Annotated in this window: 21 protein-coding genes; 5 read left to right on the top strand and 16 right to left on the bottom strand. The window is 59.5% G+C overall.

The genetic code is table 11. The features are described from left to right. Nucleotides 1–62: 62 nt before the first annotated feature. The 7 genes from PMI18_RS11115 to amaB form a co-directional block, all read right to left on the bottom strand. Nucleotides 63–779, bottom strand: coding sequence for an ABC transporter ATP-binding protein (locus tag PMI18_RS11115; protein WP_007902726.1), 717 nt, complete (start codon nucleotides 777–779; stop codon nucleotides 63–65). Next, nucleotides 776–1648 (bottom strand): ABC transporter ATP-binding protein, encoded by an 873-nt coding sequence (locus PMI18_RS11120; RefSeq protein ID WP_007902725.1) that lies wholly within the window; start codon nucleotides 1646–1648, stop codon nucleotides 776–778. Before PMI18_RS11120 ends, PMI18_RS11115 begins: the two co-directional genes overlap by 4 nt. Then, nucleotides 1645–2928, bottom strand: coding sequence for a high-affinity branched-chain amino acid ABC transporter permease LivM (gene livM, locus PMI18_RS11125; RefSeq protein WP_007902724.1), 1284 nt, complete (start codon nucleotides 2926–2928; stop codon nucleotides 1645–1647). The genes PMI18_RS11120 and livM overlap by 4 nt, the downstream gene beginning before the upstream one ends. 3 nt (nucleotides 2929–2931) lie before the next feature. Then, a complete protein-coding gene (locus tag PMI18_RS11130) occupies nucleotides 2932–3846 on the bottom strand; it encodes an ABC transporter permease subunit (protein ID WP_007902723.1) in 915 nt (304 codons plus the stop codon). 170 nt (nucleotides 3847–4016) lie between these two features. Beyond that, complete coding sequence (locus PMI18_RS11135) at nucleotides 4017–5150, bottom strand: ABC transporter substrate-binding protein (protein WP_007902722.1); 1134 nt, start codon at nucleotides 5148–5150, stop codon at nucleotides 4017–4019. A gap of 364 nt (nucleotides 5151–5514) precedes the next feature. Then, a complete protein-coding gene (amaA, locus tag PMI18_RS11140) occupies nucleotides 5515–6798 on the bottom strand; it encodes an L-pipecolate oxidase (protein ID WP_007902721.1) in 1284 nt (427 codons plus the stop codon). A gap of 141 nt (nucleotides 6799–6939) precedes the next feature. After that, entirely contained in the window at nucleotides 6940–8430 is a 1491-nt protein-coding gene (gene amaB, locus PMI18_RS11145) for an L-piperidine-6-carboxylate dehydrogenase (protein WP_007902720.1), read from the bottom strand. Nucleotides 8431–8614: 184 nt separating this feature from the next. Here amaB and PMI18_RS11150 point away from each other — a divergent pair, with 184 nt between their 5' ends. The 3 genes from PMI18_RS11150 (at nucleotide 8615) to nadE (ending at nucleotide 11855) form a co-directional block, all read left to right on the top strand. Then, entirely contained in the window at nucleotides 8615–9526 is a 912-nt protein-coding gene (locus PMI18_RS11150; protein WP_007902718.1) for a LysR family transcriptional regulator, read from the top strand. 270 nt (nucleotides 9527–9796) lie between these two features. Next, a complete protein-coding gene (gene pncB / locus PMI18_RS11155) occupies nucleotides 9797–11023 on the top strand; it encodes a nicotinate phosphoribosyltransferase (RefSeq protein WP_007902716.1) in 1227 nt (408 codons plus the stop codon). 4 nt (nucleotides 11024–11027) lie between these two features. Further along, nucleotides 11028–11855 carry an ammonia-dependent NAD(+) synthetase gene (gene nadE / locus PMI18_RS11160; RefSeq protein WP_007902715.1) on the top strand — a complete coding sequence of 276 codons (828 nt, stop codon included), beginning with the start codon at nucleotides 11028–11030 and terminating at the stop codon, nucleotides 11853–11855. A gap of 192 nt (nucleotides 11856–12047) precedes the next feature. Here the strand turns inward: nadE and azu are convergent, their stop codons facing one another. Beyond that, complete coding sequence (azu, locus tag PMI18_RS11165; RefSeq protein WP_007902713.1) at nucleotides 12048–12494, bottom strand: azurin; 447 nt, start codon at nucleotides 12492–12494, stop codon at nucleotides 12048–12050. A gap of 344 nt (nucleotides 12495–12838) precedes the next feature. Here azu and PMI18_RS11170 point away from each other — a divergent pair, with 344 nt between their 5' ends. Both PMI18_RS11170 and PMI18_RS11175 read left to right on the top strand, forming a co-directional pair. Beyond that, nucleotides 12839–13426, top strand: coding sequence for a TIGR00730 family Rossman fold protein (locus PMI18_RS11170; RefSeq protein WP_007902708.1), 588 nt, complete (start codon nucleotides 12839–12841; stop codon nucleotides 13424–13426). A gap of 68 nt (nucleotides 13427–13494) precedes the next feature. Continuing rightward, nucleotides 13495–13683 (top strand): hypothetical protein, encoded by a 189-nt coding sequence (locus PMI18_RS11175; RefSeq protein WP_007902706.1) that lies wholly within the window; start codon nucleotides 13495–13497, stop codon nucleotides 13681–13683. Between the two features lie 224 nt (nucleotides 13684–13907). Here PMI18_RS11175 and PMI18_RS11180 read toward each other — a convergent pair whose 3' ends face one another. The 8 genes from PMI18_RS11180 to rplI all read right to left on the bottom strand — a co-directional run bounded on the left by PMI18_RS11180 (nucleotide 13908) and on the right by rplI (nucleotide 26898). Beyond that, entirely contained in the window at nucleotides 13908–14798 is an 891-nt protein-coding gene (locus tag PMI18_RS11180; RefSeq protein WP_007902704.1) for a transglutaminase family protein, read from the bottom strand. After that, the gene (locus PMI18_RS11185; protein ID WP_007902702.1) at nucleotides 14798–17284 is read right to left on the bottom strand and encodes a circularly permuted type 2 ATP-grasp protein; all 2487 of its coding nucleotides are present in this window, start codon (nucleotides 17282–17284) and stop codon (nucleotides 14798–14800) included. Before PMI18_RS11185 ends, PMI18_RS11180 begins: the two co-directional genes overlap by 1 nt. Before the next feature lie 88 nt (nucleotides 17285–17372). After that, a complete protein-coding gene (locus PMI18_RS11190; protein WP_007902699.1) occupies nucleotides 17373–20648 on the bottom strand; it encodes a transglutaminase family protein in 3276 nt (1091 codons plus the stop codon). A gap of 175 nt (nucleotides 20649–20823) precedes the next feature. Next, nucleotides 20824–21282 carry a hypothetical protein gene (locus PMI18_RS11195; RefSeq protein WP_007902698.1) on the bottom strand — a complete coding sequence of 153 codons (459 nt, stop codon included), beginning with the start codon at nucleotides 21280–21282 and terminating at the stop codon, nucleotides 20824–20826. Continuing rightward, entirely contained in the window at nucleotides 21279–22199 is a 921-nt protein-coding gene (locus PMI18_RS11200) for a hypothetical protein (RefSeq protein ID WP_007902697.1), read from the bottom strand. Before PMI18_RS11200 ends, PMI18_RS11195 begins: the two co-directional genes overlap by 4 nt. A gap of 212 nt (nucleotides 22200–22411) precedes the next feature. Continuing rightward, on the bottom strand, nucleotides 22412–24715 hold the full coding sequence (locus PMI18_RS11205) for a YgiQ family radical SAM protein (protein WP_007902696.1): 2304 nt from the start codon (nucleotides 24713–24715) through the stop codon (nucleotides 22412–22414). 218 nt (nucleotides 24716–24933) lie between these two features. Then, complete coding sequence (gene dnaB / locus PMI18_RS11210) at nucleotides 24934–26328, bottom strand: replicative DNA helicase (protein WP_007902695.1); 1395 nt, start codon at nucleotides 26326–26328, stop codon at nucleotides 24934–24936. Nucleotides 26329–26451: 123 nt separating this feature from the next. Then, entirely contained in the window at nucleotides 26452–26898 is a 447-nt protein-coding gene (gene rplI, locus PMI18_RS11215) for a 50S ribosomal protein L9 (protein WP_003197251.1), read from the bottom strand. Nucleotides 26899–26903 lie beyond the last annotated feature (5 nt).

Raw genomic sequence — 26903 nt, 5'->3', positions numbered from 1 at the left:
TTTTATGGATAGAAAAAAGCCCCGGCGATTGCTCGTCGGGGCTCGTTGTTGCAATGGAGAACTCAGTGGCCGCCGAGGTAGGCGTTACGCACCTCATCGTTCACCAGCAGCTCCTTGCCGGTGCCGCTGAGGCGGATCTCGCCGTTGACCATCACGTAGGCCCGGTCCGACAACTTGAGAGCGTGGTTGGCGTTCTGCTCCACCAGGAAGATGGTCATACCGGTGCTGGCCAGTTCCCGCAGGGTCGCGAAGATCTGTTTCACCACAATCGGCGCCAGACCCAGGCTCGGCTCATCGAGCAGCAACAGCTTCGGCCGACTCATGAGCGCCCGGGCGATGGCGAGCATTTGTTGCTCGCCACCCGACATGGTCATGGCGCGTTGGGTACGCCGCTCTTCGAGCCGTGGAAACAACTCGAACATGCGCTGCATGTCTTCCTTGGCGTACTTGTCACCGATTGGAATCGTACCCATCAACAGGTTTTCCTCGACGGTCATGTCAGGGAACACCCGCCGACCTTCCGGCGATTGAGCGATACCGTTGGACGCGATGTAGTGGGACGACTTGTGGGTGATATCCACACCCTGATAGACGATTTGCCCATCAGCCGCCCGCGGCTGGCCGAAGATCGACATCAGCAGGGTCGATTTGCCGGCGCCGTTGGAGCCGATCAGGCTGACGGTTTCACCTTCATTGATGTGCAACGAAACTTTCTTCAGGGCCTGGATCGGCCCGTAGAACACGTCCAGATCCTTGAGCTCGAGGATGGGTTTACTCATACCACTTCCTCTTCTTCGGCGCCCAGGTAGGCGGCAATCACTTTCGGATCGTGTCGAATCGCTTCAGGCCCGCCCTCGGCGATGACAACGCCGTGGTCCAGTACCACGATGTGGTCGGAAATACTCATTACCATGCCCATGTCGTGTTCGATCAGCACCACGGTCAGATCATGCTCGTCGCGCAGCAGCCGGATCATCGCGCTCAGCGCTTCGGTTTCCTGAGGGTTGAGGCCGGCGGCCGGTTCGTCGAGGCATATGATCTGCGGCCGGGTACACATGGCCCGGGCGATCTCCAGACGGCGTTGCTGACCGTAGGACAGCTCACCGGCCAGGCGGTTGGCGCAGTCCACCAGATCCACCACTTCCAGCCAGTAGAACGCATGGTCCAGCGCATCGCTTTCGGCCTTGCGGTAACCCTTGGTGTTGAGGATGCCGGCCAGCATGCCGCGATTGACCCACATATGCTGGGCCACCAGCAGGTTTTCCAGCACCGACATTTCCCTGAACAGGCGAATGTTCTGGAAAGTCCGCGCCAGACCGGCGCGGTTGATCAGGTGCGTGCCGCCGAACATCTTGTAGCGGAGTCGGCTGATAAAGCTTTTGGGGGAAACGAAATCGACGGCCTTGAACGGTTCCCCGAGCATTTTGATGACGTCGGTTTTCACACCGCGAGTGTTGAGTTCGATATGCCCGCCGGACGCTTTGTAAAACCCGGTCAGGCAGTTGAACACGGTGGTCTTGCCGGCACCGTTGGGGCCGATCAAGGCGAAGATCGAGTTGCGCTTGACCTTCAGGCTGACATCGCTCAGAGCCTTGATGCCGCCAAAGTGCATCATCAGTTTGTCTACCGAGAGTACGACTTCGCTCATGGCGCTACTCCTTTACGCGGGGTCACACCGGTGCGGCTGATCCGAATCAGGCCGCGCGGTCGCCAGATCATCATCAATACCATCAGGATGCCGAACAGCAGCACGCGATACTCAGCGAAGCCGCGCAGCAGTTCCGGAGCTACAGTCAGCACGAACGCCGCAATTACCACGCCGATGGTCGAGCCCATGCCGCCGAGGACGACGATGGCGAGGATCAGGGCCGATTCGAAGAAGGTGAACGAGGTCGGGTTGACGAACCCCTGGTAAGTAGCGAAGAACACACCCGCCAGACCGGCAGTCGATGCGCCGATAGTGAACGCCGACAGCTTGACCAGTACATGGTTCAGGCCCATGGAACGGCAGGCGATTTCGTCTTCACGCAACGCTTCCCACGCCCGACCGACCGGCATGCGCGTCAAGCGGTGCTTGATGTACAGCACAGCCAGAACAACCAGGAACAATACCGCGTAGATGAAGTAGTACTTCACGTCCGGGTTATAGGCGATGCCGAAAAACTCATGGAACGGGACGCCCCCCTCCTTCGCTCTTTTGCCGAACTCGAGGCCGAAGAACGTCGGCAACGGCGCTGCCATACCGTTCGGGCCACCGGTCAGGGATAGCCAGTTATTGAGGATCAACCGGATGATTTCACCAAAACCCAGGGTCACGATCGCCAGGTAGTCACCGTGCAGGCGCAGTACCGGGAAACCCAGAATGCAACCGGCCAACCCTGCAATGATCGCCGCCAGCGGCAGCACCGTCCAGAAACCCAGCCCCAGGTATTGATAACCGAGCGCCAGGCCGTAGGCGCCAATGGCGTAGAACGCCACGTAACCGAGGTCGAGCAGGCCGGCCAGGCCGACCACGATGTTCAGCCCCAGCCCCAGCAGCACATAGATCAGCCCGAGGATGACCACGCCCAGCAGGTAGGAGTTGGAGAAAAACGGGAACACCACGGCGATGACGATCATCACCGGGATGATCCAGCGCAAGCGGGATTTGTAATCAGGCGGCAGTACATGAACCCCGGAGCCAGTGCTTTCAAAGCCTTCGAGAATTCTCAGGCCCTTGGGGGTTTGCAGGAACAGGCTCAAGGCAAAGCGGCCGGCCATGACGATGGCGACAATCCATGCCACCCGGGTCGCTTCCAGGTTGAAGCCGTAGCCGTCGAGGACCACGCCAACAATCGGGCCGAACACAATCAGCGCAACAAGGCCGGCAAGAATCGCGTCAACCAGGCTTGTTTTGAGATCAATGGTTTTTTTAGTGGTTGAAGACATCGCTTACACCTTCGACACAAGAGGACGGCCGAGCAGGCCTTGGGGCCGAAAGACCAGAACGAGAACGAGCAGCGAGAAGCTGAAGACGTCTTTGTAGTCCGAGTTGACCAATCCGGAGAACAGCGACTCGGAGATCCCGAGAATGATCCCGCCAAGCATCGCCCCAGGCAGCGAGCCGATCCCGCCAAGTACCGCCGCGGTGAACGCTTTGATCCCGATGATGAAGCCGGCGTAAAAGTCGAACGTCCCGTAGTTCATGGTGATCAGCACACCGGCCAAGGCCGCCATTGCTGCACCGATGATAAATACGTAGGAAATCACCCGGTCGGTGTTGATCCCCAGAATTGAAGCCATCTTGCGGTCTTGCTGGGTGGCGCGGCACATACGACCGAGCTTGGTGTACTTGATGACATAGGTCAGCAGGCCCATCCCGACGAAGGCGGCAACCAGAATGAAGATCTTGGTGTAGGTAAGCTGGACGAAGCCGGTCCCGACTTCAACTCGCCATGCACCGGTCAGTAGCGTCGGTACTCCCTGTTGACGGGCGCCTTGGGAAATCTGTGCATAGTTTTGCAGGATCAGCGAAATACCGATGGCGCTGATTAGCGGTGCCAGTCGGGTGGAGTTGCGCAGCGGTTTGTAGGCGACGCGCTCGATGACCCAGCCATACACCGCCGTGACGATGATGGTGAAGACCAGTGTGCCAAGCATCAGCAGGGGGAAGGATTCAATACCGAAGTATGCCAGCAGAGCCAGACTGATTGCCGCGAGGTAAGCGGAAATCATGTAAACCTCGCCGTGGGCGAAGTTGATCATGCCAATGATGCCATAGACCATTGTGTAGCCGATGGCGATCAGGCCATAGACCGACCCGAGGGTCAGGCCGTTGACCAGTTGCTGCAGGAAAATACCATCCATAACGCAATCTCACGCATTTGAGAGACTGCACAAAAACCGGGTGCGCCGGACCGGGGTTCAGCCGCCGACGCAACACGGTTATATGCAGCTCTACGAGAAAAGACAGGTACTGCACGGACATGTTCTTTGATTGCCCGGCGCACAAGGTGCCGGGCAATCAGCAAGTCATATCACTTCTGTTTTTCCAGCTGGTGGTATTTGCCATCCTTGTCCCACTGGTAAACCACGTAGTCGGAGACTTTCAGGTCGCCCTTGGCGTCCCAGGTCTTCTCGCCCATGACGGTCTTGACCGGGTTCTTCTTCAGCCATGCAGCCGCCTCTTCGCCCTTGTTGGACTTGGCGCCGTTGAAGGCTGCTGCCAGTGTCTGGACCGAAGCATAGGCGTACAGGGTGTAGCCTTCAGGCTCGGTGCCCTTCTTGCGGAACTCGTCCACTACGGTCTTGCTGTCTGGCAGCAGGCGTGGGTCGGCACCGAAGGTCATCAGTACGCCGTCAACGAATTGCGGACCGCCAGCGGTGGTCACCAGTTCGTCGGTTACGATACCGTCGTCGGACATGAACTTGACGTCTTTGAGGCCTTGCTCACGCAGTTGACGAACCAGAGGACCGGCTTCCGGGTGCAGGCCACCGAAGTAAACGACGTCGGCGCCAGCGCCGCGGATTTTGGTGACGATGGTGCTGAAGTCTTTTTCGCCGCGGGTCAGGCCTTCATACAGCACTGGCGTTACACCGCGCTTGGCCAGTTGAGCCTTGGTAGCATCCGCCAGACCTTGGCCGTAGGTGTCCTTGTCGTGCAGGACCACCACTTTCTTGCCCTTGAGCACGTCGACGATGTAGTCGCCGGCCACGATGCCTTGCTGGTCATCACGCCCGCACATACGGAACATGGCACTCAGGCCACGCTCGGTAACCGCCGGGTTGGTGGAACCTGGAGTGATCGCGATGATGCCCGCTTCGTCGTAGATTTCGGAGGCCGGGATAGTCGACGAGGAGCAGAAGTGACCGACTACGCCAGCGACTTTCTGGTTGGTCAGGTCCTTGGCGACCGTCACAGCCTGTTTCGGTTCGCAGGCGTCATCGCCTTTGACCAGTACGATTTTTTCCCCGTTGACACCGCCAGCGGCGTTGACTGCATCAGCCGCTGCCTGCGCACCCTTCATGTACTGCTCGCCAAATGCGGCGTTGGCGCCTGTCATCGGCCCCGCCACACCAATTTTCACATCAGCCTGTGCAAACGCAGAAACACCCAACGCAGTTGCCACTGCGAGGGCCAGAAAGCCTTTCTTGTAAAACGTCTGGGACATGAGGTGGTGCTCCAAGGTTTTTTTTAGTTGGCACTGCGACTTCACTGAATGCTCAGAGCAAGGGCCGTGCCATTGGTTTTTTATTCTTGAAAAAGTCGCTGCCTTGTTGTTATTTCGACTGTTTCGGGCCCATTTTCATTGGGCGTGCAACCGTCTAAACCGCGGAAGGTGAAACCATTTAATTTTAAAGGCGCAACCCGAACGCGCCATCATTGCAACCGCAGCGCCAAACGATGTGCAACCAGCCTGTAACAGCCCGCGTCACCGAACTGCACACTGCTGGTGCGCAAACTGCTACAACCCGCACCATTACAGGCTAGCCGCTTCGCTGAAAAGCGCCGCTTCCTGCAACATATTTCAACAATCAGATCACGATCCGCAGGCACTGGCCCGCGTGATACAGCGAAAATCCAGCCTCATACAAACAGCTTCTCAGCCCGACACCCGCCAATGGCTGCATGGGCGCGAAGGGAATCGGCAAGGCCTGAGGATTTCCATTACACAAATAGTCGGCAAAGGCTTTACCGACGACTGTGCCGGTGGTCACCCCTCGACCGTTGTAACCGGTGACGGCTACCAGACCCGGCGCCGGCTCGAACAGGCGCATCAAATGATCGGGGGTGAAAGCAATGCAACCGGTCCAGGTGCATTCCCACTCCACCGGTTTGAGGTACGGGAAGTAATGCTGCTGAACCCGGTCAGCCCAGGCTTTCAGGAACCAGGTTGGTTTCTGGTTGCCATTACCGAGACTGCCGAGTAACAACCGCCCTTCGGCATCACGACGGATACTGCTGAGCACCTGCCGGGTGTCCCAGGAACCCTGGCCGCCGGGCAGAATCTGTTGCGCAGCGTCTTCAGTCAGCGGCACGGAAGCCACTTGATAGTAATAACCGGGGAAAAAGTTGCGCCGCAGCTCCGTCCAGTCACCTTCGGTATAGGCGTTGGAGGCGATGACCACCTGCTCGGCCAGCACCGAACCCTGGGCAGTTTGCACCGACCAGCGCTGGCCCTGACGTTCAAGTCGGGTCACCGGGGAATGATCGAACAGCTGACCGCCGAGGCTGATGGCCGCGTTGGCCAGCCCCGTGGTGTAGGCCATCGGGTTGATCGTGCCGGCACGCCGATCGAGCAAAGCGGCGGCGATCTTTTTTGTGCCCGTGGCTTGTTCGCAGGCTTGACCGATCAACAGTTCCACCGGTGCGCCGCGACGTTTCCATTGTTCTTCGCGACTGCGCAGATCCGCCTCGCCACGCGCGTTGTGCGCCATATGCAGCGTGCCTTCGCGGCGTAACTGGCAATCGATGTTGTATTTGTCGACCAGGCTGAATACCAGCGACGGTGCCGCACCCAGCATGCGGTTGAGCTGACTGCCGACCGCCTCGCCGAAACCGGCTTCGATTTCATCCGGTGGAATCCACATCCCGGCGTTGACCAGCCCGACGTTACGCCCCGAACCGCCATGACCGGCGCGATGGGCTTCCAGGACACAGACACTTTTACTTTGTTCCAGCAGATGCACCGCCGCCGACAGACCGGTGAAACCGGCACCGATGACGCAGACATCCACCGTCACCTCGCCCTTGAGCGCCACGTTGTCGGGCCTTTGCGGCGTCAGTTTTTCCCACAGACACTCTTCGCGTAACGGCATTGCCAGACTCCAATCCGAAACCTAACAAACAACAAGCAAAAGCTTCGCGGGCAAGCCTCGCTCCTACAGGTTTTGTGTTGTCTCGCAAATCGCGGACAAACACAAAACCTGTAGGAGCGAGGCTTGCCCGCGAAGAGGCCGTCAGTCGAACGTAATCCCCTGAGCCAACGGCAACTCCAGTGAATAGTTCACGGTATTGGTCTGACGACGCATGTACCCGCGCCATGCATCCGAACCGGACTCACGACCACCGCCCGTCTCCTTCTCGCCGCCAAACGCGCCGCCGATTTCCGCGCCGCTCGGGCCGATGTTGACGTTGGCGATCCCGCAATCGCTGCCCACCGCCGACATGAACCGCTCGGCTTCACGCACGTCGGTGGTGAAGATGCACGACGACAGGCCTTGTGGCACGGCGTTGTTCAGGCGCAATGCCTCTTCGAAATCGTTGTAACCGATCACGTACAGAATCGGCGCGAAGGTTTCGCTGCACACCACATCGCTCTGTTCCGGCATTTCGACGATGGCTGGCGAAACGTAGTAAGCGTTGGGGAATTTGTCTTCCAACTGACGCTCGCCGCCGAACACCCGGCCGCCTTCACTCAAGGCCTGCTCCAGCGCGTCCTGCATGTTTTCGAAGCTGTGTTTGTCGATCAGCGGACCAACCAGATTGCCTTCCAGCGGATGGCCGATGCGCACCTTGGAGTAAGCGGCTTTCAGGCGGGTGACGATTTCCTCCTTCACCGATTCATGGGCGATCAGGCGACGTAAAGTGGTGCAACGCTGACCGGCGGTGCCGACGGCGCTGAATAGAATCGCCCGTACGGCCATGTCCAGATCGGCGCTTGGGCCGAGGATCATCGCGTTGTTGCCGCCCAGCTCGAGAATGCTGCGGGCAAAACGTGCCGCGATTTTCGGCGCGACTTCACGGCCCATGCGGGTGCTACCGGTGGCGCTGACCAGCGCGACACGTGGGTCATCGACCAGCGCTTCGCCGGCATCGCGGCCGCCGATAATCACTTGGCTCAGGTGCGGCGGGGCATCGCTGAAATTCTTCAGGACGCGGTCGAACAGCGCCTGGCAGGCCAACGCGGTCAGCGGGGTTTTCTCCGACGGTTTCCAGATCACCGGGTTACCGCAGACCAGCGCCAGCGTGGCGTTCCAGGCCCAAACGGCGACCGGGAAGTTGAACGCACTGATCACGCCAACGATGCCCAGCGGATGCCAGGTTTCGCGCATGTGGTGGCCGGGACGCTCGGAGGCGATGGTCAAACCGTACAGCTGACGGGACAGACCGACCGCGAAGTCGCAGATGTCGATCATTTCCTGAACTTCACCCAAACCTTCCTGAGTGATCTTGCCAGCTTCCCAGGAAACCAGCTCACCGAGGTCGGCCTTGTACTCGCGCAAGATGTCGCCCAATTGGCGCACCAATTCGCCACGGCGCGGCGCCGGAACCTTGCGCCACAGTTCGAACGCATGATCTGCGCGACTGATGTGCTGCTCGACTTCAGCGGCGCCTTCCCAGTTCACGGCAGCGATACGGCTGCCATCGATAGGCGAATGCACCGGCACTTTGCCGTTCTGGTACAGGGCCGGGTTCACACCTAGACGATCAAGCAATGCGGCAACCATGGGTCACTCCTCAGGCAAAAAACAGAAAACGTGCAGCCGGATTAACTCGGCTGATCAGACCTGTAGTTTTAGCTCCCCGGAGGTTACCCAACAAACGACCTTTAAGAGAGATATCATTCCGTTTATTCATGCTGCGAATCTGCCGGTAAAAAAGAGCACAGAGAAACAAGAAAAAGGACCACCCATGCTGAATAAACGCTACTTGCCGTCGATCACCGCATTGCAGTGCTTCGAGGCCGTGACCCGGCATTTGAGCTTCACCCGTGCCGCCGAAGAGCTGAACCTGACGCAGAGCGCCGTGAGCAAACAGGTCGCGCAACTCGAAGAGTTGTTGCAACACTTGTTGTTCCGCCGGGTGCGCCGACGCCTGCAAATGACCCCGGCAGGTGATTTGTACCTGGTGGAGGTAAGAAAAATCCTCACACAGGTCGAAATGTCGACCCATTACCTACGCTCCTACGGCGGCGATACCGAAGTCTTGCGCGTCTCGACACCTCCGACCTTCGGTGCACGCTGGCTGGTGCCGCGCTTGAAAGGCTGGCGCCTGCGCCATCCGTCAATCCATCTGGACCTGTGCAGCGAGCAGGAAGCCGACGATCTGTTGCAAGGTCGCAGCGACCTGGCGTTCTACTTTGGCCAGGGCTCACGGCCCGGCACCGAATGCCTGAAACTGTTTGGCGAGGAGCTGGTGCCGGTCTGCGCGCCGGGTAGTCTGCCGGATACGCCGTTTACCGACCCTACGCAACTCACCGACCTGGTCCTGCTGCAAAATGCTTCCCGGCCCCAGGCCTGGCACGACTGGTTCGACAGCCAGGGCTACCATACCGAACACAGCTACCACGGCCCACGTTTCGAAACCTTCTACATGTGCATCCGCGCCGCCCAGGTCGGCTGCGGCGTGGCGCTGCTGCCGAAGTTTCTGGTGGAAGAGGAATTGGCCGACGGCAAACTGGTCATTCCCTGGAAGCATGCGATGCCCAGCACCGACGCCTATTACCTGGCGTATCCGGAGCATTCGGCGGAAGTGCCCAAGGTGCGGGATTTTGTGAAATGGATGCTGGAGCAGATCGATAATCCGGATGCGCCGCACAATTGAAATGTCACACGACTTCTGTGGCGAGGGGGCTTGCCCCCGTTGGGTCGCGTAGCGGCCACAAAACCTGCAATCGCGGCCCTTCAGACAGATCGTGCATACCGAACTTGCGACTGCTGAGCAGCCGAACGGGGCAAGCCCCCTCGCCACAGGGATCTCTATCATCTAAAAATTTGCTGGCAATAACTGCCACTGATATGCGCCACTAGCCCCATTCATTGAAACAGCTGCAACGTCGCTGCCACGGGCCGCGGCCAGCCTGGAGAACCCGTTATGAGCGAGAGTGTGTTTGCCGATCGCATCGTGCAGAACCTGCTCGACACCGACTTCTACAAACTGACGATGATGCAGGCGGTGCTGCACAACTACCCGAACGTGGAAGTCGAATGGGAGTTTCGTTGCCGTAACAGTGAGGATCTGCGCCCATACCTGGCGGAGATCCGTTTCCAGATCGAGCGCTTGGCCGAGTTGAGCCTGAGTGCCGATCAGTTGAGTTTCCTGGAGCGCATCAGCTTTCTGAAACCGGACTTCCTGCGTTTTCTCGGTCTGTTCCGCTTCAATCTTCGCTATATCCATACCGGCATTGAAAACGGCGAGTTGTTCATTCGTCTGCGCGGGCCGTGGCTGCACGTGATTCTTTTCGAAGTGCCGCTACTGGCCATGGTCAGCGAAGTACGCAACCGTTATCGCTACCGGGAAATCATTCTGGAACAGGCCCGTGAACAGCTCTATCGCAAGTTCGACTGGCTGTCCGCCAACGCCAGTAGCGATGAATTGTCCGAATTGCAGGTAGCCGATTTCGGCACTCGCCGTCGCTTCTCGTACCGTGTACAGGAAGAAGTGGTGAACGTGCTTAAACATGACTTCCCCGGTCGCTTCGTCGGTACCAGCAACGTGCACCTGTCCCGGGAGCTGGACATGAAGCCGCTGGGCACCATGGCCCACGAATGGATCATGGCCCACCAGCAACTCGGTCCACGGCTGATCGACAGCCAGATTGCCGCCCTCGACTGTTGGGTCCGCGAATACCGGGGTTTGCTGGGGATCGCCTTGACCGACTGCATCACCTCCGATGCCTTCCTTGGCGATTTCGACCTGTTCTTTGCCAAGCTCTTCGACGGCCTGCGCCACGATTCCGGTGACCCGGTGCAGTGGGCGGAAAAAGCCATCGCCCACTATCACAAGCTTGGCATCGACCCAATGAGCAAGACCCTGGTGTTTTCCGACAGCCTGACACTGCCCAAGTCCCTGGAGATTTTTCGGGCATTGCGCGGTCGGATCAATGTCAGCTTCGGTATCGGCACTAACCTGACCTGCGATATTCCGGGTGTCGAACCGATGAGCATCGTGCTTAAAATGACGGCCTGCAACGGCCAGCCGGTGGCCAAGATTTCTGATGAGCCTGGCAAGACTCACTGCAAAGACCCGAATTTCGTCGCCTACTTGCGACATGTTTTCCAAGTACCTGCCGCCCTTTCCAGTACATCAAGCAAGGAGTGAATTCATGCAAGCCGTACAGCGTGAGATTGCTGAACAGCTCAAGGTCCAACCGCCCTTCGCGGACCAACTCGCCCTCGAGGCTGAAGTCACCCGGCGGATCACCTTCATCCAGGACTGCCTGGTCGATTCCGGGCTCAAGACCCTGGTGCTCGGCATCAGCGGCGGCGTCGATTCCCTGACCGCCGGCCTGCTGGCCCAGCGTGCCATGCGTGAACTGCGCGAACGCACCGGGGACAGCAGCTACAAATTCATCGCCGTGCGCCTGCCTTATGGCGTCCAGTTCGACGAACATGATGCCCAGGCCTCAGTGGACTTCATTGCCCCCGATGAACGCCACACCGTAAACATCGGCCCGGCGGTCAAATCCCTGGCCAGCGAAGTGGCGGCCTTCGAGGGTAAGGAGGCGGTGCAGAAGGATTTCGTGTTGGGTAACACCAAGGCGCGGATGCGCATGGTCGCGCAATACACCATCGCCGGCGCGGCTCATGGCCTGGTGATCGGCACCGATCACGCGGCAGAAGCGGTGATGGGCTTCTTCACCAAATTCGGTGACGGCGCCTGCGACCTCGCACCGCTGAGCGGCCTGGTGAAGAATCAGGTCCGGGCGATTGCCCGCAGCTTCGGCGCGCCGGAGTCGCTGGTGGAAAAAATCCCGACCGCCGACCTTGAAGACCTGTCACCGGGCAAACCGGACGAAGCATCCCACGGCGTGACCTACGCCGAGATCGATGCCTTCCTGCATGGCGAGCCGGTCCGTGAGGAAGCGTTCAAGATTATTTGTGACACATATAAAAAGACTCATCACAAGCGAGTGATGCCGTTCGCGCCTTGAGGACGTCGGCGTCTGTACCGACGCCTTCGCGGGCAAGCCACGCTCCCACAGATTTTGTGTCGGACCCCGGTAATGGGCACGACACAAATCCTGTAGGAGCGAGGCTTGCCCGCGAAAAACGATGACTCGGTCTATCGTCAGGCACAAAAAAAGCGTCCCTCACAGGACGCTTTTTTCATGAACGCAATTTAATCACTTCAGGGTAACAGTGCCTTTCATCATCGAGATGTGGCCTGGGAACGAGCAGAAGAAACCGTATTTTTCAGCAGCATTGAGCTTCGACACGTCGAATGTCACCGAGTCGGTTTCCTTCGCGCCGATGACTTTGGTGTGGGCGATGACGCGGGTATCGCCGTCTTTCAGGTAGTTCTTGTCGATGCCAGCCGACAGGCCATCAGTGGCGATCGGCTGCATGTCGGCTTCTTTGCTCAGCACCCAGTTATGGCCCATCACGTTTTTCGGCAGGTTGCCAGAATGTTTCAATTCCACGGTGAACGTCTTGCAGCTCTTGTCGATGGTGATGTCCTTGGTATCGAAGGACATCTGGTCAGTGGAGTCGACAGTGACCTTGCATTCGGCGGCCATCAATTGGCTGCTGGCCAGTGTCAGCAGGGATACCGCAACAAGTTTGGCAAACATGGTGAATCTCCAAGGCAGGGTTAACAAAAGTGCTAATGGACAGAAGACTGCCTGAAATCTTCGCAAGTTCCTATGACCTGAATCAAAAATTGTATACAACTTTCGGGCTATGACACTCATCGAAACAATCTACCAGCCAGACGTCTGGCTCGGCCCTATCATCAGGGCCGTCATCTCTCATCTGGAGCGTCTGTCATGCCTTTCAACAGCTTGTTGTGCAGTTTGCTCGCCGCCTACGCCTGCGGCGTCAGTGGCACCTGTGAAACACCAAAACGCGAGGTTTAACCCTTGGAACGAGGCAAGCCTGCCTTTACTCTGTGGCCCTGATGACCATGGAGTAAGGCATGTCTTTAGCGTCCGTTTGTGTATTTTGCGGTGCCAGCACTGGCACTAACCCGGCTTATCGTGAAGCGGCTGTCGCCCTGGGGCGAGCGTTGGCCGAGCGCAAGCTGACCCTGGTCTATGGCGGCGGCGCCGTCGGGCTGATGGGGATCGTTGCCGATGCCGCGCTGGCGGCCGGCGGTGAAGTGATCGGGATCATCCCGCAGAGCCTCAAAGACAAGGAAATCGGCCACAGCGGCCTGACTCGCCTGGAAGTGGTGGACGGCATGCACGCGCGCAAGGCGCGAATGGCCGAGCTCAGCGATGCCTTCATCGCTCTGCCCGGCGGCCTGGGCACACTGGAAGAGCTGTTCGAAGTCTGGACCTGGGGCCAGCTCGGCTATCACGGCAAACCGCTGGGTTTGCTGGAAGTGAACGGTTTCTACAGCAAGTTGACGTCTTTTCTTGATCATATCGTCGGCGAAGGCTTCGTTCGCGAAGCGCACCGTGACATGCTGCAAATGAGCGAGTCGCCGCAAACCCTGCTCGATGCACTGGACGCCTGGCAACCCTCGGTACCGCCAAAATGGACCGAGCAAAAACCCAGCTAACGGCTCGGTGCCGATACAGGGCAGAATATGCGCCGCTCAACCTCACCTTCGACCCCAGAGGATCGCCCATGGCTAAACCTAATTATTCCTTCGCCAAACGTCAGAGAGACTTGGCCAAGGAGCAGAAGAAAGAGGAAAAGCTTCAGCGCAAGAAAGCTACAGCTGAAGAAGAAGCAGCAGCACTGAACCCGGATACCGAAGGCGAAGTGGCTACAGACGAAACTGAAGCACCGAAAGATCAGGCGCCCGACGCCTGAGACCCTCAGGGCCCGATGATCTGATCAGGCCCACCGGATCTGTGTCCAGGGTCAGCAACGATGTTGCTGACCCTCACAGTCCAGTCTGAAAATCCCCCGTCCAGAACTGACTTGCACATCCCCATGTGGGAGCGAGCCTGCTCGCGATGACGGCGGCACACTTAACAATTACTTGACTGATACACCGCTATCGCGAGCAAGCTCGCTCCCACACTGGATCTCCACTATTCCAATGGCATTACTGTGACCCGAACCTCGGGATCGTGGCTGCCACCGCCCAGGATCACCCCACGCAACGGCGACACATCGGAAAAATCCCGGCCCCAGGCCAGGGTGATGTGCTCCAGCGCCGGCTGCACATTGTTGGTCGGGTCGAAATCCACCCACCCCAGCACCGGGCAAAACACCGACACCCAGGCATGAGACGCATCGGCGCCGATCAGCCGTGGCTGGCCTGGTGGTGGCTGGGTCAGCAGGTAACCGCTGATGTACCGCGCCGCCAACCCCCGGGAGCGCACACAAGCGAGCATCAAATGTGCAAAGTCCTGACAAACCCCGCGCCGCCTCTCCAGCACTTCCACCAGCGGCGTCGCCACTTGGGTCGCTTCGGCGTCGAAGGTGAATTCGCTGAAAATCTTCTCCATCAACGCCTGAACTCCCAGCAGCAATGGCCGGCCAGGAGGAAAGCAACTTTCGGAGAACTCGACGAAGTTGCGCTTCAAGTGCACGTAAGGTGATTCGAACCGGTAACGACAGGCTTCCAGCAGTTCAGGAGAGAGCGGCTGACTGCTGTAGGTCAGTGCGTTGCAGGTCGCTTCCCAGGCTGGCGATTGATTGAAGTCCAGCGATGGTCGGGCCAGCACTTCGACCGTCAGGCTGGCATTGACCAGCAACTCATCGTGCGGCCGCTCGAATGCCAACCGGGTCAGCGGATTACCAAACACGTCCAGCTCATCCCGGCGCGAGGTCGGATCGGGACTGATCTGCAATTGCTGATCGGTGCAGCGCTGCCAAACACAAGCCCGCGGCCACAGGTGCGCCAGTTGCTGGGCCAGGGACACCGGGCTGTCATAGTGATAATGGGTGTCGTGGAAAATCTGGTAACGGGCATTCATCAGACGGACACCGTGCGTTGGCTGACATCATCGACATGGGCGAAATGGCGCAAGGCCAGGCGATCCGATACTTGTCCGCTGGCATCGGCGATTTCCTGCAACAGATCGGCCAACCCCTCTATGGCGGCGCGAACACTGGCCTCGCCAAACAGTGAGTTTTCCAGGCAACCCAGATCGAAGCGCGCCAACCGCTCCACCAACTGCGGCAGACCTGTTTCGCGCGGCGCGCCAAAGTCGTCGTTCAAGCGCTTCAACGTGCGGGTCACCAGTTTCAACTGGAACAGCACCGCGTGAGGGTTCTGCTCGTCGAGCAACAACAGGTCCAGCACCGGGATCAATTGCGCCACCGCCAAATACCGCGAGCGGTAAGTGATGCTGCTGTTGCCCAGCTCCAGCAGCCATTCCAGCCCGGCCTGATCGAAAGCCCCGGCGCCCCGCAGAAACGCCGCCAGACTGCCGCTGAGAAATTGCAGCCGCTCGATCCGCCGACCGATCATCAGGAAACGCCAACCTTCGTCCCGGGTCATGTCGTCGAGGGCAAAACCGGACAGCGCCGCCAGCGACATCACCAGTCGGTTGAGGAAATCCAGCAGCTCGCCGAAATCCGGCTCTTCGGTTTCCAGTTCCATGGCCTCGCGCTGCAATTCCACCAGCGCTTGCCAGTTCTCTCGCGAGAGCTTGCCGCGTACTTGCGACGCCGCCCACTGCAAGCGTTGCAGGTTGGAGCGCAGGCTGAACGGCCAATCATCGCCGAGCAGCGCCGCCAGCAACCGCTCCGGTAACTCGCCCTCCTCCGGCAACAGATTCAAGCGTTCACCGAGATCGACCGCCGCCTCCAGGGCTTGCGGATCATCGCCATCGACATAGCGCGCGAGCATGATGCGCAGCAGTCGCGCGCTGTCATCGCAGCGCTCGCAGTAACGGCCGAACCAGAACAGGTTCTCGACCACCCGCGACGGCAGATACGGATCGCGTCGCACCAGATCGTGAACGCCAATATTGCGCTGGGCTTTCCATTGTTCGCCGCTGGGCGGGCGATCGCCCAACACCCAAGTGTCCTTGCTTGCACCGCCGCGCTGCATCGACACCACTTCGGCGTCGGCTTCGGCGGCAACCCGGGTCAGCCCGCCGGGCAGTACCCGATAGCCGTCCCGACTGGCCACCGCGTACACGCGCATGCCAATGGCCCGCGGTTGCAACTGACCACCTTCGGCCTGCCAGATCGGCGCCTGAGACAGTTGCGCCAATTCTTGCGCAACATAGGCGTAAGGCCGTGCCTGCATGCGCTCGGCCAGTGCCTGGCGCTGTTTTTCACTCAAGTCACGACCAAACACCGGGGCGAAGCTCTGAGAAGGAAACGCTGGTTTGATCAGCAGCTCCGGCAGCTTCTCCAGGGCCTGGGCCAACACCGGTGCTTCACCGCACCACCAGGTCGCGATGGACGGCAGGATCAGCTCTTCACCGAACAGATACTGATTAATCTTCGGCAGGAAACCCAGCAACCCCGGTGACTCCAGTACGCCGCTGCCGAGGGCGTTGGCCACCAGCACCCGGCCCTGACGCACCGCTTCGAGCAACCCTGGCACGCCAAGGGCCGAGTCGGTGCGCAGCTCCAGCGGGTCGCAGAAATCATCGTCGAGCCGACGCATGATCGCGTGGACCCGACGCAGGCCGCTCAAGGTTTTCAGGTAGACCGTGGCATCCCGGACGGTCAGGTCGCCGCCCTCTACCAATGGATATCCGAGCTGACGAGCAAGATACAGGTGTTCGAAATAGCTTTCGTTGAAACGCCCCGGCGTCAGTAGCACCACCAGTGGCGCTTCGTCATCGCTCGGCGCCTGACGAGCGAGCGTTTCCTGGAGCGTGCGAAAGAATCCGGCCAGGTGCTGAACCTTCAAATCGCGGTACAGCTCGGGAAAGGCTCGGGACACGATGGTGCGGTTTTCCAGCGCGTAACCGGCACCGGATGGCGCTTGAGTCCGGTCCGCCGTCACCCACCAGCGACCGTCAGGGGTGCGCGCCAGATCCACGGCGTACAGATGCAAAAAGGCCCCGTCGGGCGGCGAAATGCCCTGACAGGGCCAGAGAAAGTTGTTGTGACCGAACACCAGTTCAGCCGGCAGCAGACCTTCGGCGATCAAGCGCTGAGGGCCGTACAGGTCCGCCAGCACAGCATTGAGCAAGCGCGCCCGTTGAGCGATCCCGGCCGATAACTGTTCCCACTCATCAGCGGCAATCACATGGGGCAGCAGGTCCAGCTCCCAAGGCCGGTCGGCGCCCTTGGGGTCGGCGTAGACGTTATAGGTCACGCCGTTTTCCTGGATCTGCCGGGTCAGCAGCGCCTGACGCTGCACCAGTTGCGCTGGCGTGCTGCGTTGCAATTGATCGAACAGCCGCCGCCAGTGCGGGCGCACGGCGCCGCTGTCGTCGAGCAGTTCGTGGTAAGTGCCCGCGGTCAGCGGGTAGCGGTCAAGCAGGTCAGGCATGGAAAGCTCGGCAGACAGCAAAGAACGGTCAGACTAACGCAGGCTCATGACGCCCGGATATACGAAAAATCCGAGCGTCGCGTACGGTTTAGAAACGTCGCAAATCGAGAGTCATCGGCAGCTCGTCGTTAATTTCCAGATTCGGTATAGGAAGTTTCCCTGGCGTGTGTCCGAGACGGAAGAAACGCGCCATCCGCCGGCTCTCGGCCTCATTGGCGTTCACCGGCAAGCTGTCGTAGTTGCGCCCGCCCGGATGGGCGACGTGGTACTGACAACCGCCCAGCGACCGCCCCATCCAGGTGTCGAGCACGTCGAACACCAGCGGCGCGTGGACCGGGATGGTCGGTTGCAGGCAGTTGGCCGGCTGCCAGGCGCGAAAGCGTACGCCGGCGACGAACTCACCGACCCGCCCCGTGGGTTGCAATGGCACCGGGATGCCGTTGCAGGTCAGCAGATAACGCTGGGGCGGCAGACCGCTGAGCTTGACCTGCAAACGCTCCAGCGACGAATCCACGTAACGCACCGTGCCACCTGCCGCGCCTTCCTCGCCGAGGACATGCCAAGGCTCCAGCGCCTGACGCAATTCCAGCTGGATGCCGCTGACGGCGTAGTCGCCGACCTTGGGGAAACGGAATTCCAGATGCGCCGCGAACCACTCGGCCCGCACGGGGTAACCGGCGGCATTGAGGTCGACGATGACGTCAGCAAAATCCTGCTCGATAAAGTGCGGCAACAGGAACCGGTCGTGCAATTCTGTACCCCAGCGCGCCAGTTTCGGCGGCGCATAAGGCTCGCGCCAGAACCGTGCCACCAACGCCCGCAGTAACAATTGCTGAGCCAGGCTCATGCGCGCATGGGGCGGCATTTCAAAGGCGCGCAGTTCCAGTAATCCGAGGCGCCCGGTGGCGCCGTCCGGCGAATAGAGTTTGTCGATGCAGAACTCAGCGCGGTGGGTGTTGCCGGTCACGTCGATCAGCAAATTGCGCAGCAAGCGATCCACCAGCCAGGGTGGACACTCCTCGCCCGGCTTCGGCATCTGTGCGAAGGCGATTTCCAGCTCATACAACGAATCGTTGCGCGCTTCATCGACGCGCGGCGCCTGGGACGTCGGGCCGATGAACAATCCGGAAAACAGGTAGGACAAGGACGGATGGTTGTGCCAGTAGCTGATCAGGCTGCGCAGCAAATCCGGACGGCGCAGAAACGGTGAGTCAGCCGGGGTCGCACCACCCAAGACGAAATGGTTGCCGCCGCCGGTCCCGGTGTGCCGGCCGTCGATCATGAACTTCTCGGTGGTCAGTCGAGTCTGGCGCGCCTCTTCGTAAAGAAATTCGGTGCGCTCCACCAACTCATCCCAGGTGGCGGACGGCTGGACGTTGACCTCGATCACGCCGGGGTCTGGAGTGATGCGAAAGTTGCTCAAACGCGGGTCACTCGGCGGTTCATAGCCTTCCAGCAACACCGGGCAATGCAGCTCCTCGGCGGTGGCTTCGATGACGGTGACCAGTTCCAGATAGTCCTCGACCCGCTCCAGTGGCGGCATGAACAGGTACAACCGACCTTCTCGCGCTTCGGCGCAGAAGGCGGTGCGGGTCAGCCAGTCGGCGGACTCGTCGATCTTTGGCGCACGCTCTTCAGTGACAGCAGGTTCGCCATGACTCTGCAGTTGGGTGGTGTCCGGCAGCTCAGGAAAATCCTGATTCGGGTCGACTGGATGAATGAACGGATACTCCGCAGCCTTCACCCAAGGCTGCGAACCGAGTGGCAAGCGATACCCCAGCGGCGAATCCCCCGGCACCAATCGGCAATGCTCTTCCCGCAGATACCAGCGACCGCTTTGCCATTGATCGCCCTTGGCGGTGCGCGCCAGCGGCAGGACCTGACCGATAACCTTGTCCAGGCCCTGACTGAAGACTTTGCGCAGGCGCGCACGCTCCAAAGGCTCTTCGAGACGTGAGTCTTCGGCGCTGACGTTCTGCGGCAAAGCGCCTTCGCGCCAGAGGTAATAGAAATTGTCTTCGTAGGCCGGGAACACAAAGCGTGTCGGAATTTTCAAGCGTTCGGCGACACTCGCCAGAAAACGCCCGGCCAACTCGCCATCGGCACCGTAGTCTTCCTGCTCATCGGCGATCAGCGCGCTGTTGTGCCAGATCGGCACGCCGTCGCGGCGCCAGTAGCAGTTCAGCGACCAGCGCGGCAGTTGCTCGCCCGGGTACCACTTGCCCTGACCGAAATGCACCAGGCCTTTGAGCGCGTAATGCTTGCGCATGCGCTGGAACAGTTCGGCGGACAGGCGACGTTTATTCGGGCCGAGCGCGGCGGTATTCCATTCGGCACCGTCCGGGTCATCGATGGAAACGAACGTCGGCTCGCCGCCCATGGTCAGGCGCACATCGCCCTCGAGCAGGTCGGCATCGATCTGCCGGCCCAATGCCTGAATCGCCAGCCATTGATCTTCGGTGTAGGGTTTTGTTACCCGCGGTGCTTCCCAAATCCGTTCCACGGACATCTCGTGGGTAAATTCGCACTCGCACGGTTCCACCAAGCCACTGATCGGTGCCGCAGAGGACGGATCAGGACTACACGCCAACGGAATGTGCCCTTCACCGGCAAACAACCCAGAGGTTGCGTCCAGGCCGATCCAGCCAGCACCAGGCAAATAGACCTCGCACCAGGCGTGCAGGTCAGTGAAGTCCACTTCGGTGCCCGAGGGGCCGTCGAGGCTTTTGACATCGGCGGTCAACTGAATCAGGTAACCGGACACGAAACGCGCCGCCAGGCCGAGGTTGCGCAGCAATTGCACCAGCAACCACGCGGAGTCGCGACAGGAGCCGGAGGCATGCTCGATGGTGTATTCCGGGGTCTGTACGCCTGGCTCCATGCGAATCAGGTAGCCGATGTCTTCGCTGAGGCGCTGGTTGAGCGCAACCAGGAAATCCACGCTCGGTAGCGGCGTGCGATCAATGCCATCCAGATAGGCCTTGAATTTCGGCGTCAGGGGCAATGTTTCCAGGTACGGCGCCAGCTCTTTGCGCTCATCCGCGGCGTAGGCGAAAGGGATCTTTTCGGCGTAAGGCTCGAGGAAAAAGTCGAACGGATTGAAGACGGCCATCTCGGCCAGCAAGTCGACCTCGATCCGCAGTTCATCGGTTTTCTCCGGGAACACCAACCGCGCCAGGTAGTTGCCCTGAGGATCCTGCTGCCAGTTGATGAAATGCTGCTCGGGGGAGACTTTCAGCGCATAGGACAGTATCCGCGTGCGGCTGTGGGCAGCCGGGCGCAGGCGAACGATCTGCGGACCGAGCTCGACAGCGCGGTCGTAGCGGTAATGCGTGACGTGGTGCAATGCGACATGGATCGACACGGCGTGCCTCCTGCGAGCCTGGACGTTATCGAAAGCGGCGCAAAACTTATGCCATACCGACAGGTCGGCCCCTTTCTTCGGTTACTCAAGGCAGTAGAGCACTAAAAGCGCGCATTGCTCGCTTTCGTGCACACAGGGGCGCACATAAATGTGGCGGATCGATGGGCGAGTCGACTTAACGGCGGCGCGATGCCTTGAAGCTCTGTTTCATGCGCTCTCGCTCATGGCGAATATCCACCAGCTTGCTTCGCATTTCTCGTTGTCCGTTGCTATTGAGAAAAAGCAGCCCCAGTAAAGGGGACAGCAAGGCCAACACATAAATGGCTCTGGGGGGGGCGTAATAGATCATCGGCAATACGAACAGCAGGCATGCCACCAAAACCCCGACCACCACCCACACCCACCACGGCCTTCCACGCACAATCATGAAATTGCTATGAACAACCAGCAGCGTCAGTGCTGCGCCTGCCAGAAAAATGTACAACCCGCTGTCAGCAAGTGGCGCATTCTGGAAATAGGTGACGAACGACAGTGCAACTGCAAAGGCGAGTGAAAAGTAGGCGGCAAAAATCCCGCCAAGAAATGCCAGAAAGTAACGTCTGAAAAATGCCTTGAGTGTTAGTTGTTCGCTCACTCGTCGATCTCCTCATACAGGCCGATCGCAACAGTTTTGACATTGCCTGACAACGCACTTCCAGTAAGGCCGATAGCAGCCCCTAATGAATCTTTGATCTGGGTAACCGTGCCGTGCTTGAGTTGAGTTGGCGTGAAGCGCTTAGGCAGTTCTCCCGCCAATTGCTTCAATTTCAACATTTTCGATGTCAACCTTGGATCATTGATGCTCAGAAGTTCCTTGGTCAGCTTCGCCCGTTCCTGCCTGTTCAGCCCACGAAGTACATCGCGCAGGCTTTTCCCAGTAGTAGCTTTGGCGACCCTGACCAGTTTGATGGTGGTCAGAGCAGATGCCCCAACACCCACCAGTGAAGCGGCATCCAACCCGATAGATGCATTCTGGTACCACGCCTCGCTGTCCAGCCAATCGTTCACTTCAGGTTTGGCCACTTCAAGGGTGGTTCGTGTGATGCCATTGAGGCACTGAAGACTGCTTGCACCGGCGGCGGTATAAGCAATAGCTACAACGACCGAACTCGCACCCGCGCTGAACGGAACCAGGATCGTTCCGCTGGCAATGACAGCCCAACTGATCACCGCACCGGCGCACGACAGTGTGGTATTCACTGCCTCTGCTACCAATCGCGATTCCCGCGGATTGCTCTGCACCTGATCAGCGAATTGAGCCGGTGCAATGTACTTCTGCGCCTCGCGCAAAATGATTCGCTTGGGCTTGATACTGCAAATCGGCTTGAACTCGCGCAGGGTCACTACGTTGAACTCGGCGTCGATGTACACCACGCCCGCACCGACGATTCCGGGGTCGGCGTCGATGGCGGCGAACAGGCGTGGCAGGTTGATCTGGCTTTCGATCCGTTGACGGGCCATGAACTGAGAAGGGCTGTAATCCATGCCGATGCCCGGTAAGGGGTTGCTCATGTGAATCGTCCTTGAAGATCGGGGGGAGATCTTTATTGCCTGTGCCGCCATCATCGCGAGCGAGCCCGGCTCCCACAGGGTTTGGCGTCGTATAGGGAAATCAGTTTCCGGGCAGCCATTGAAGTGCGCGTCACCTTAGCAAACAGGCCGCACACTCGCTAGAAAACAAAACGCCAGCACTGAGGCTGGCGTTTTGCGATTTGGCGCGGAGATTAACGCGGCACGACTGGCTTGCGGGCCGGTTTGGGTCCCTTGCCTTTGGCCGCGTCCTTGCGTTCCTTGGCCGCTTGTTGGTTGCGGGCGAATGCCGCCGCCTTGGCCTGTTCACGCTTGTCCCACGGGTTACCGCCATCGCTGGCACGCGGTGGCAGGCCGGTGTGCTGGGTCAGGATCTTGGTGGTCTTTTCCCCGGACACTTTATGGCTACCGGCCGGCGTCGAGTTCTTGCGACGGGCGCTCTGGTAGCTGTCGGTCGCCGGTTGATGCAGCGGGATCAACTGGTTCTTGCCCGGCCCGATCAGGTCGGCGCGGCCCATGCGGGTCAGCGCTTCGCGCAGCATCGGCCAGCCTTTGGGGTCGTGATAACGCAAGAACGCCTTGTGCAGGCGACGCTGTTCTTCGCTCTTGACGATGGTCACGCCGTCACTCTTGTAAGTGACTTTGCGCAGAGGGTTCTTGCCCGAGTGGTACATCGCGGTGGCGGTGGCCATCGGCGACGGGTAGAACGCCTGCACCTGGTCGGCACGGAAACCGTTGCCCTTGAGCCACAGGGCCAGGTTCATCATGTCTTCGTCGGTGGTGCCCGGGTGAGCGGCGATGAAGTACGGAATCAGGTACTGTTCTTTCCCGGCTTCCTTGGTGTACTTCTCGAACATGCGCTTGAACTTGTCATAGCTGCCGATGCCCGGTTTCATCATCTGGTTGAGCGGACCTTCCTCGGTGTGTTCCGGGGCGATCTTCAGGTAACCACCGACGTGGTGAGTCACCAGTTCCTTGACGTATTCCGGCGACTCGACCGCGAGGTCGTAACGCAGGCCGGACGCGATCAGGATTTTCTTCACACCCGGCAAGGCACGGGCGCTGCGATAGAGCTGGATCAGCGACGAGTGATCGGTGTTGAGGTTTTCACAGATGCCCGGGAACACGCAGGACGGCTTGCGGCACGCGGATTCGATGACCGGGCTCTTGCAGGCGATGCGGTACATGTTCGCGGTCGGGCCGCCGAGGTCGGAAATCACCCCGGTGAAGCCTGGCACCTTGTCACGGATCTCTTCGATTTCGCGAATGATCGACTCTTCGGAACGGTTCTGGATGATCCGGCCTTCGTGCTCGGTGATCGAGCAGAACGTACAGCCGCCGAAGCAGCCGCGCATGATATTCACCGAGAAGCGGATCATGTCGTAGGCAGGAATCTTTTCCTTGCCGTACGCCGGGTGCGGAACCCGTGCGTAAGGCATGCCGAAGACGTAGTCCATTTCTTCGGTGGTCATGGGAATCGGAGGCGGGTTGAACCAGACGTCCACTTCGCCATGCTTCTGCACCAGCGCACGGGCGTTGCCTGGGTTGGTTTCCAGGTGAAGCACGCGGTTGGCGTGGGCGTAGAGCACCGAGTCGCCACGGACTTTTTCCATCGACGGCAAACGGATGACCGTTTTCTCGCGGGTAAGGCGCGGGTTCGGCAGCAATTGCACGACCTTCGCTTCGTTCGGGTCTTCAACCGGCCCCTTTTCCTGCTCGATAGCACAAGCCTGGGTGTCTTGGGTGTTCACGTACGGGTTGATGATCTTGTCGACCTTGCCCGGACGGTCAATGCGCGTGGAGTCGATCTCGAACCAGTCTTTTGGCGTGTCACGACGAATGAACGCGGTGCCACGCACATCGGTGATGTCTTCGATCTTGTGACCGAACGACAGACGCTGGGCGACTTCGACGATCGCACGCTCGGCGTTGCCGTAGAGCAGGATATCGGCGCAAGCGTCGATCAGGATCGAGTTGCGCACCCGGTCCTGCCAGTAATCGTAGTGGGCAATGCGGCGCAGGGAGGCTTCGATGCCACCGAGCACGATCGGCACGTGCTTGTAGGCTTCCTTGCAGCGCTGGCTGTAAACCAGGCTCGCGCGATCCGGACGTTTGCCCGCCAGGCCACCGGGGGTGTAGGCGTCGTCGGAACGGATTTTCTTGTCGGCGGTGTAGCGGTTGATCATCGAGTCCATGTTGCCGGCCGCGACACCGAAGAACAGGTTCGGCTCGCCGAGCTTCATGAAGTCGTCTTTGGACTGCCAGTTAGGCTGGGCAATGATCCCGACGCGGAAGCCCTGGGACTCCAGCAGCCGGCCAATGATTGCCATGCCGAAAGACGGGTGGTCGACGTAGGCATCACCGGTGACGATGATGATGTCGCAGGAATCCCAGCCAAGCTGATCCATCTCCTCCCTGCTCATCGGCAGGAATGGCGCTGGCCCGAAACATTCGGCCCAGTACTTGGGATAGTCAAATAACGGCTTGGCTGCTTGCATGTCGATAACCGGTGTTGGCTTTCATTGAATTTCGCGGGCGCGGAATATAGCACAAAATTTGACCAATTCCGACGGCTATGGTCGGAAATTAGTGTCGCCCCCTTCGCGGGCAAGCCTCGCTCCTACAGGTCATGTGTCGTTCGTGCAATCGTGATCCAACACAAAACCTGTAGGAGCGAGGCTTGCCCGCAAAGAGGCCCTGTCAGGCACTACACAACTTACTCGTCGTCGAAATTGTAGCTGCCCGGCGCCAGGTTTTCGAAGCGGGTGTACTTGCCGATGAACGCCAGTCGTGACGTGCCGATCGGGCCGTTCCGCTGCTTGCCGATGATGATCTCGGCGATGCCTTTATGCTCGGTTTCCGGGTGATAGACCTCATCCCGGTACACGAACATGATCACGTCAGCATCCTGCTCGATCGCTCCGGATTCCCGGAGGTCGGAGTTGATCGGGCGTTTGTTCGGTCGTTGTTCCAGGGAGCGGTTGAGCTGGGACAGCGCCACCACCGGGCAGTTGAATTCCTTGGCGAGGGCTTTCAAGGAACGGGAGATCTCGGAAATCTCGTTGGTCCGGTTGTCGCCGCCGGAACCTGGAATCTGCATCAACTGCAGGTAGTCGATCATGATCAGGGCGATGTCGCCGTGTTCACGCACCAGACGCCGGGTCCGCGCACGCATCTCCGACGGGCTGATACCGGCCGTGTCGTCGATGAACAGCTTGCGATCGTTCAGCAGGTTGACCGCCGAGGTCAGGCGCGGCCAATCGTCATCGTCCAGGCGACCGGCCCGGACCTTGGTCTGGTCGATACGCCCAAGGGACGACAGCATACGCATGATCAGCGATTCGCCCGGCATCTCCAGCGAGTAAACCAGTACGCACTTGTCGCTGCGCAACACGGCGTTTTCCACCAGGTTCATCGCGAAGGTGGTTTTACCCATGGACGGACGGCCGGCGACGATGATCAGGTCGGAAGGCTGCAAGCCGCTGGTCTTCTCGTCGAGGTCGGTGTAACCGGTGGACAGGCCGGTGATGGCGTTGTCGGTGTTGAACAAGGTATCGATGCGGTCGATAGCCTTGGTCAGCAGGTCATTCACGCTCACCGGGCCGCCGGTTTTTGGCCGGGCCTCGGCGATCTGGAAGATTTGCCGCTCAGCTTCGTCGAGAATCTCTTCAGCCGTGCGGCCTTCCGGGTTGAAAGCGCTGTCGGCAATTTCGGTGGCGATGCCGATCAGTTGCCGTAAGGTCGCCCGCGCACGAACGATCTGGGCATAGGCCTTGATGTTGGCGACAGACGGCGTGTTTTTCGCCAGCTCACCCAGGTAGCCGAGACCACCGACCTGGGACGTCTGACCTTCCTTGTCCAATTGCTCGGCAAGGGTCACGACGTCGATCGGGGAGTTCTGATCGGCCAGCTTGGCGATCGCACGGAAGATCAGGCGGTGGTCATGCCGATAGAAATCGCCGTCGGAGACTTGATCCAGCACACGTTCCCAGGCGTTGTTGTCCAGCATCAGACCACCGAGCACGGCCTGTTCGGCCTCGATGGAATGCGGCGGCACCTTCAGGGCAGCGGTTTGCAGATCGTATTGCTCGGGAGCGGAAATATCGTTCATGGCCACTTGGAATTAGTTTGTAGAAAATCAGGAACCGCAGAAAGACAAAGGGCACGACCTGTAAACAGGATCGTGCCCGATGTTACCGGCAAGCACCCGAGGGTGCCAGCCGACAAGTGCTGCTTAAGCTGCTACCACGACAACGCGTACGGTGGCTTCAACTTCGGCGTGCAGGTGCACGGCTACGTCGAATTCGCCTACGTTGCGGATGGTGCCGTTCGGCAGACGAACTTCGCTTTTTGCAACTTCAACGCCAGAGGCGGTCAGTGCATCAGCGATGTCGTGGGTGCCGATCGAACCGAACAGCTTGCCTTCGTCACCAGCGGTGGCAGTGATAGTCACTTCCAGCTCAGCCAGTTGGGCGGCACGGCTTTCAGCCGAAGTTTTACGGTCTGCTGCGGCTTTTTCCAGCTCAGCGCGACGCTCTTCGAACGCAGCCAGGTTGGCAGCGGTCGCAGCGGTAGCTTTGCCGTAAGGCAGCAGGTAGTTACGACCGTAACCAGCCTTAACGTTCACTTTGTCACCCAGGTTGCCCAGGTTGGTGACTTTTTCCAGAAGGATCAGTTGCATGTGAA

The organism is Pseudomonas sp. GM102, assembly GCF_000282555.1.
Lineage (GTDB): Bacteria > Pseudomonadota > Gammaproteobacteria > Pseudomonadales > Pseudomonadaceae > Aquipseudomonas.
The sequence above is the reverse complement of the archived record's forward strand: the minus strand, read 5'-3'. Positions and strand labels throughout refer to the sequence as shown.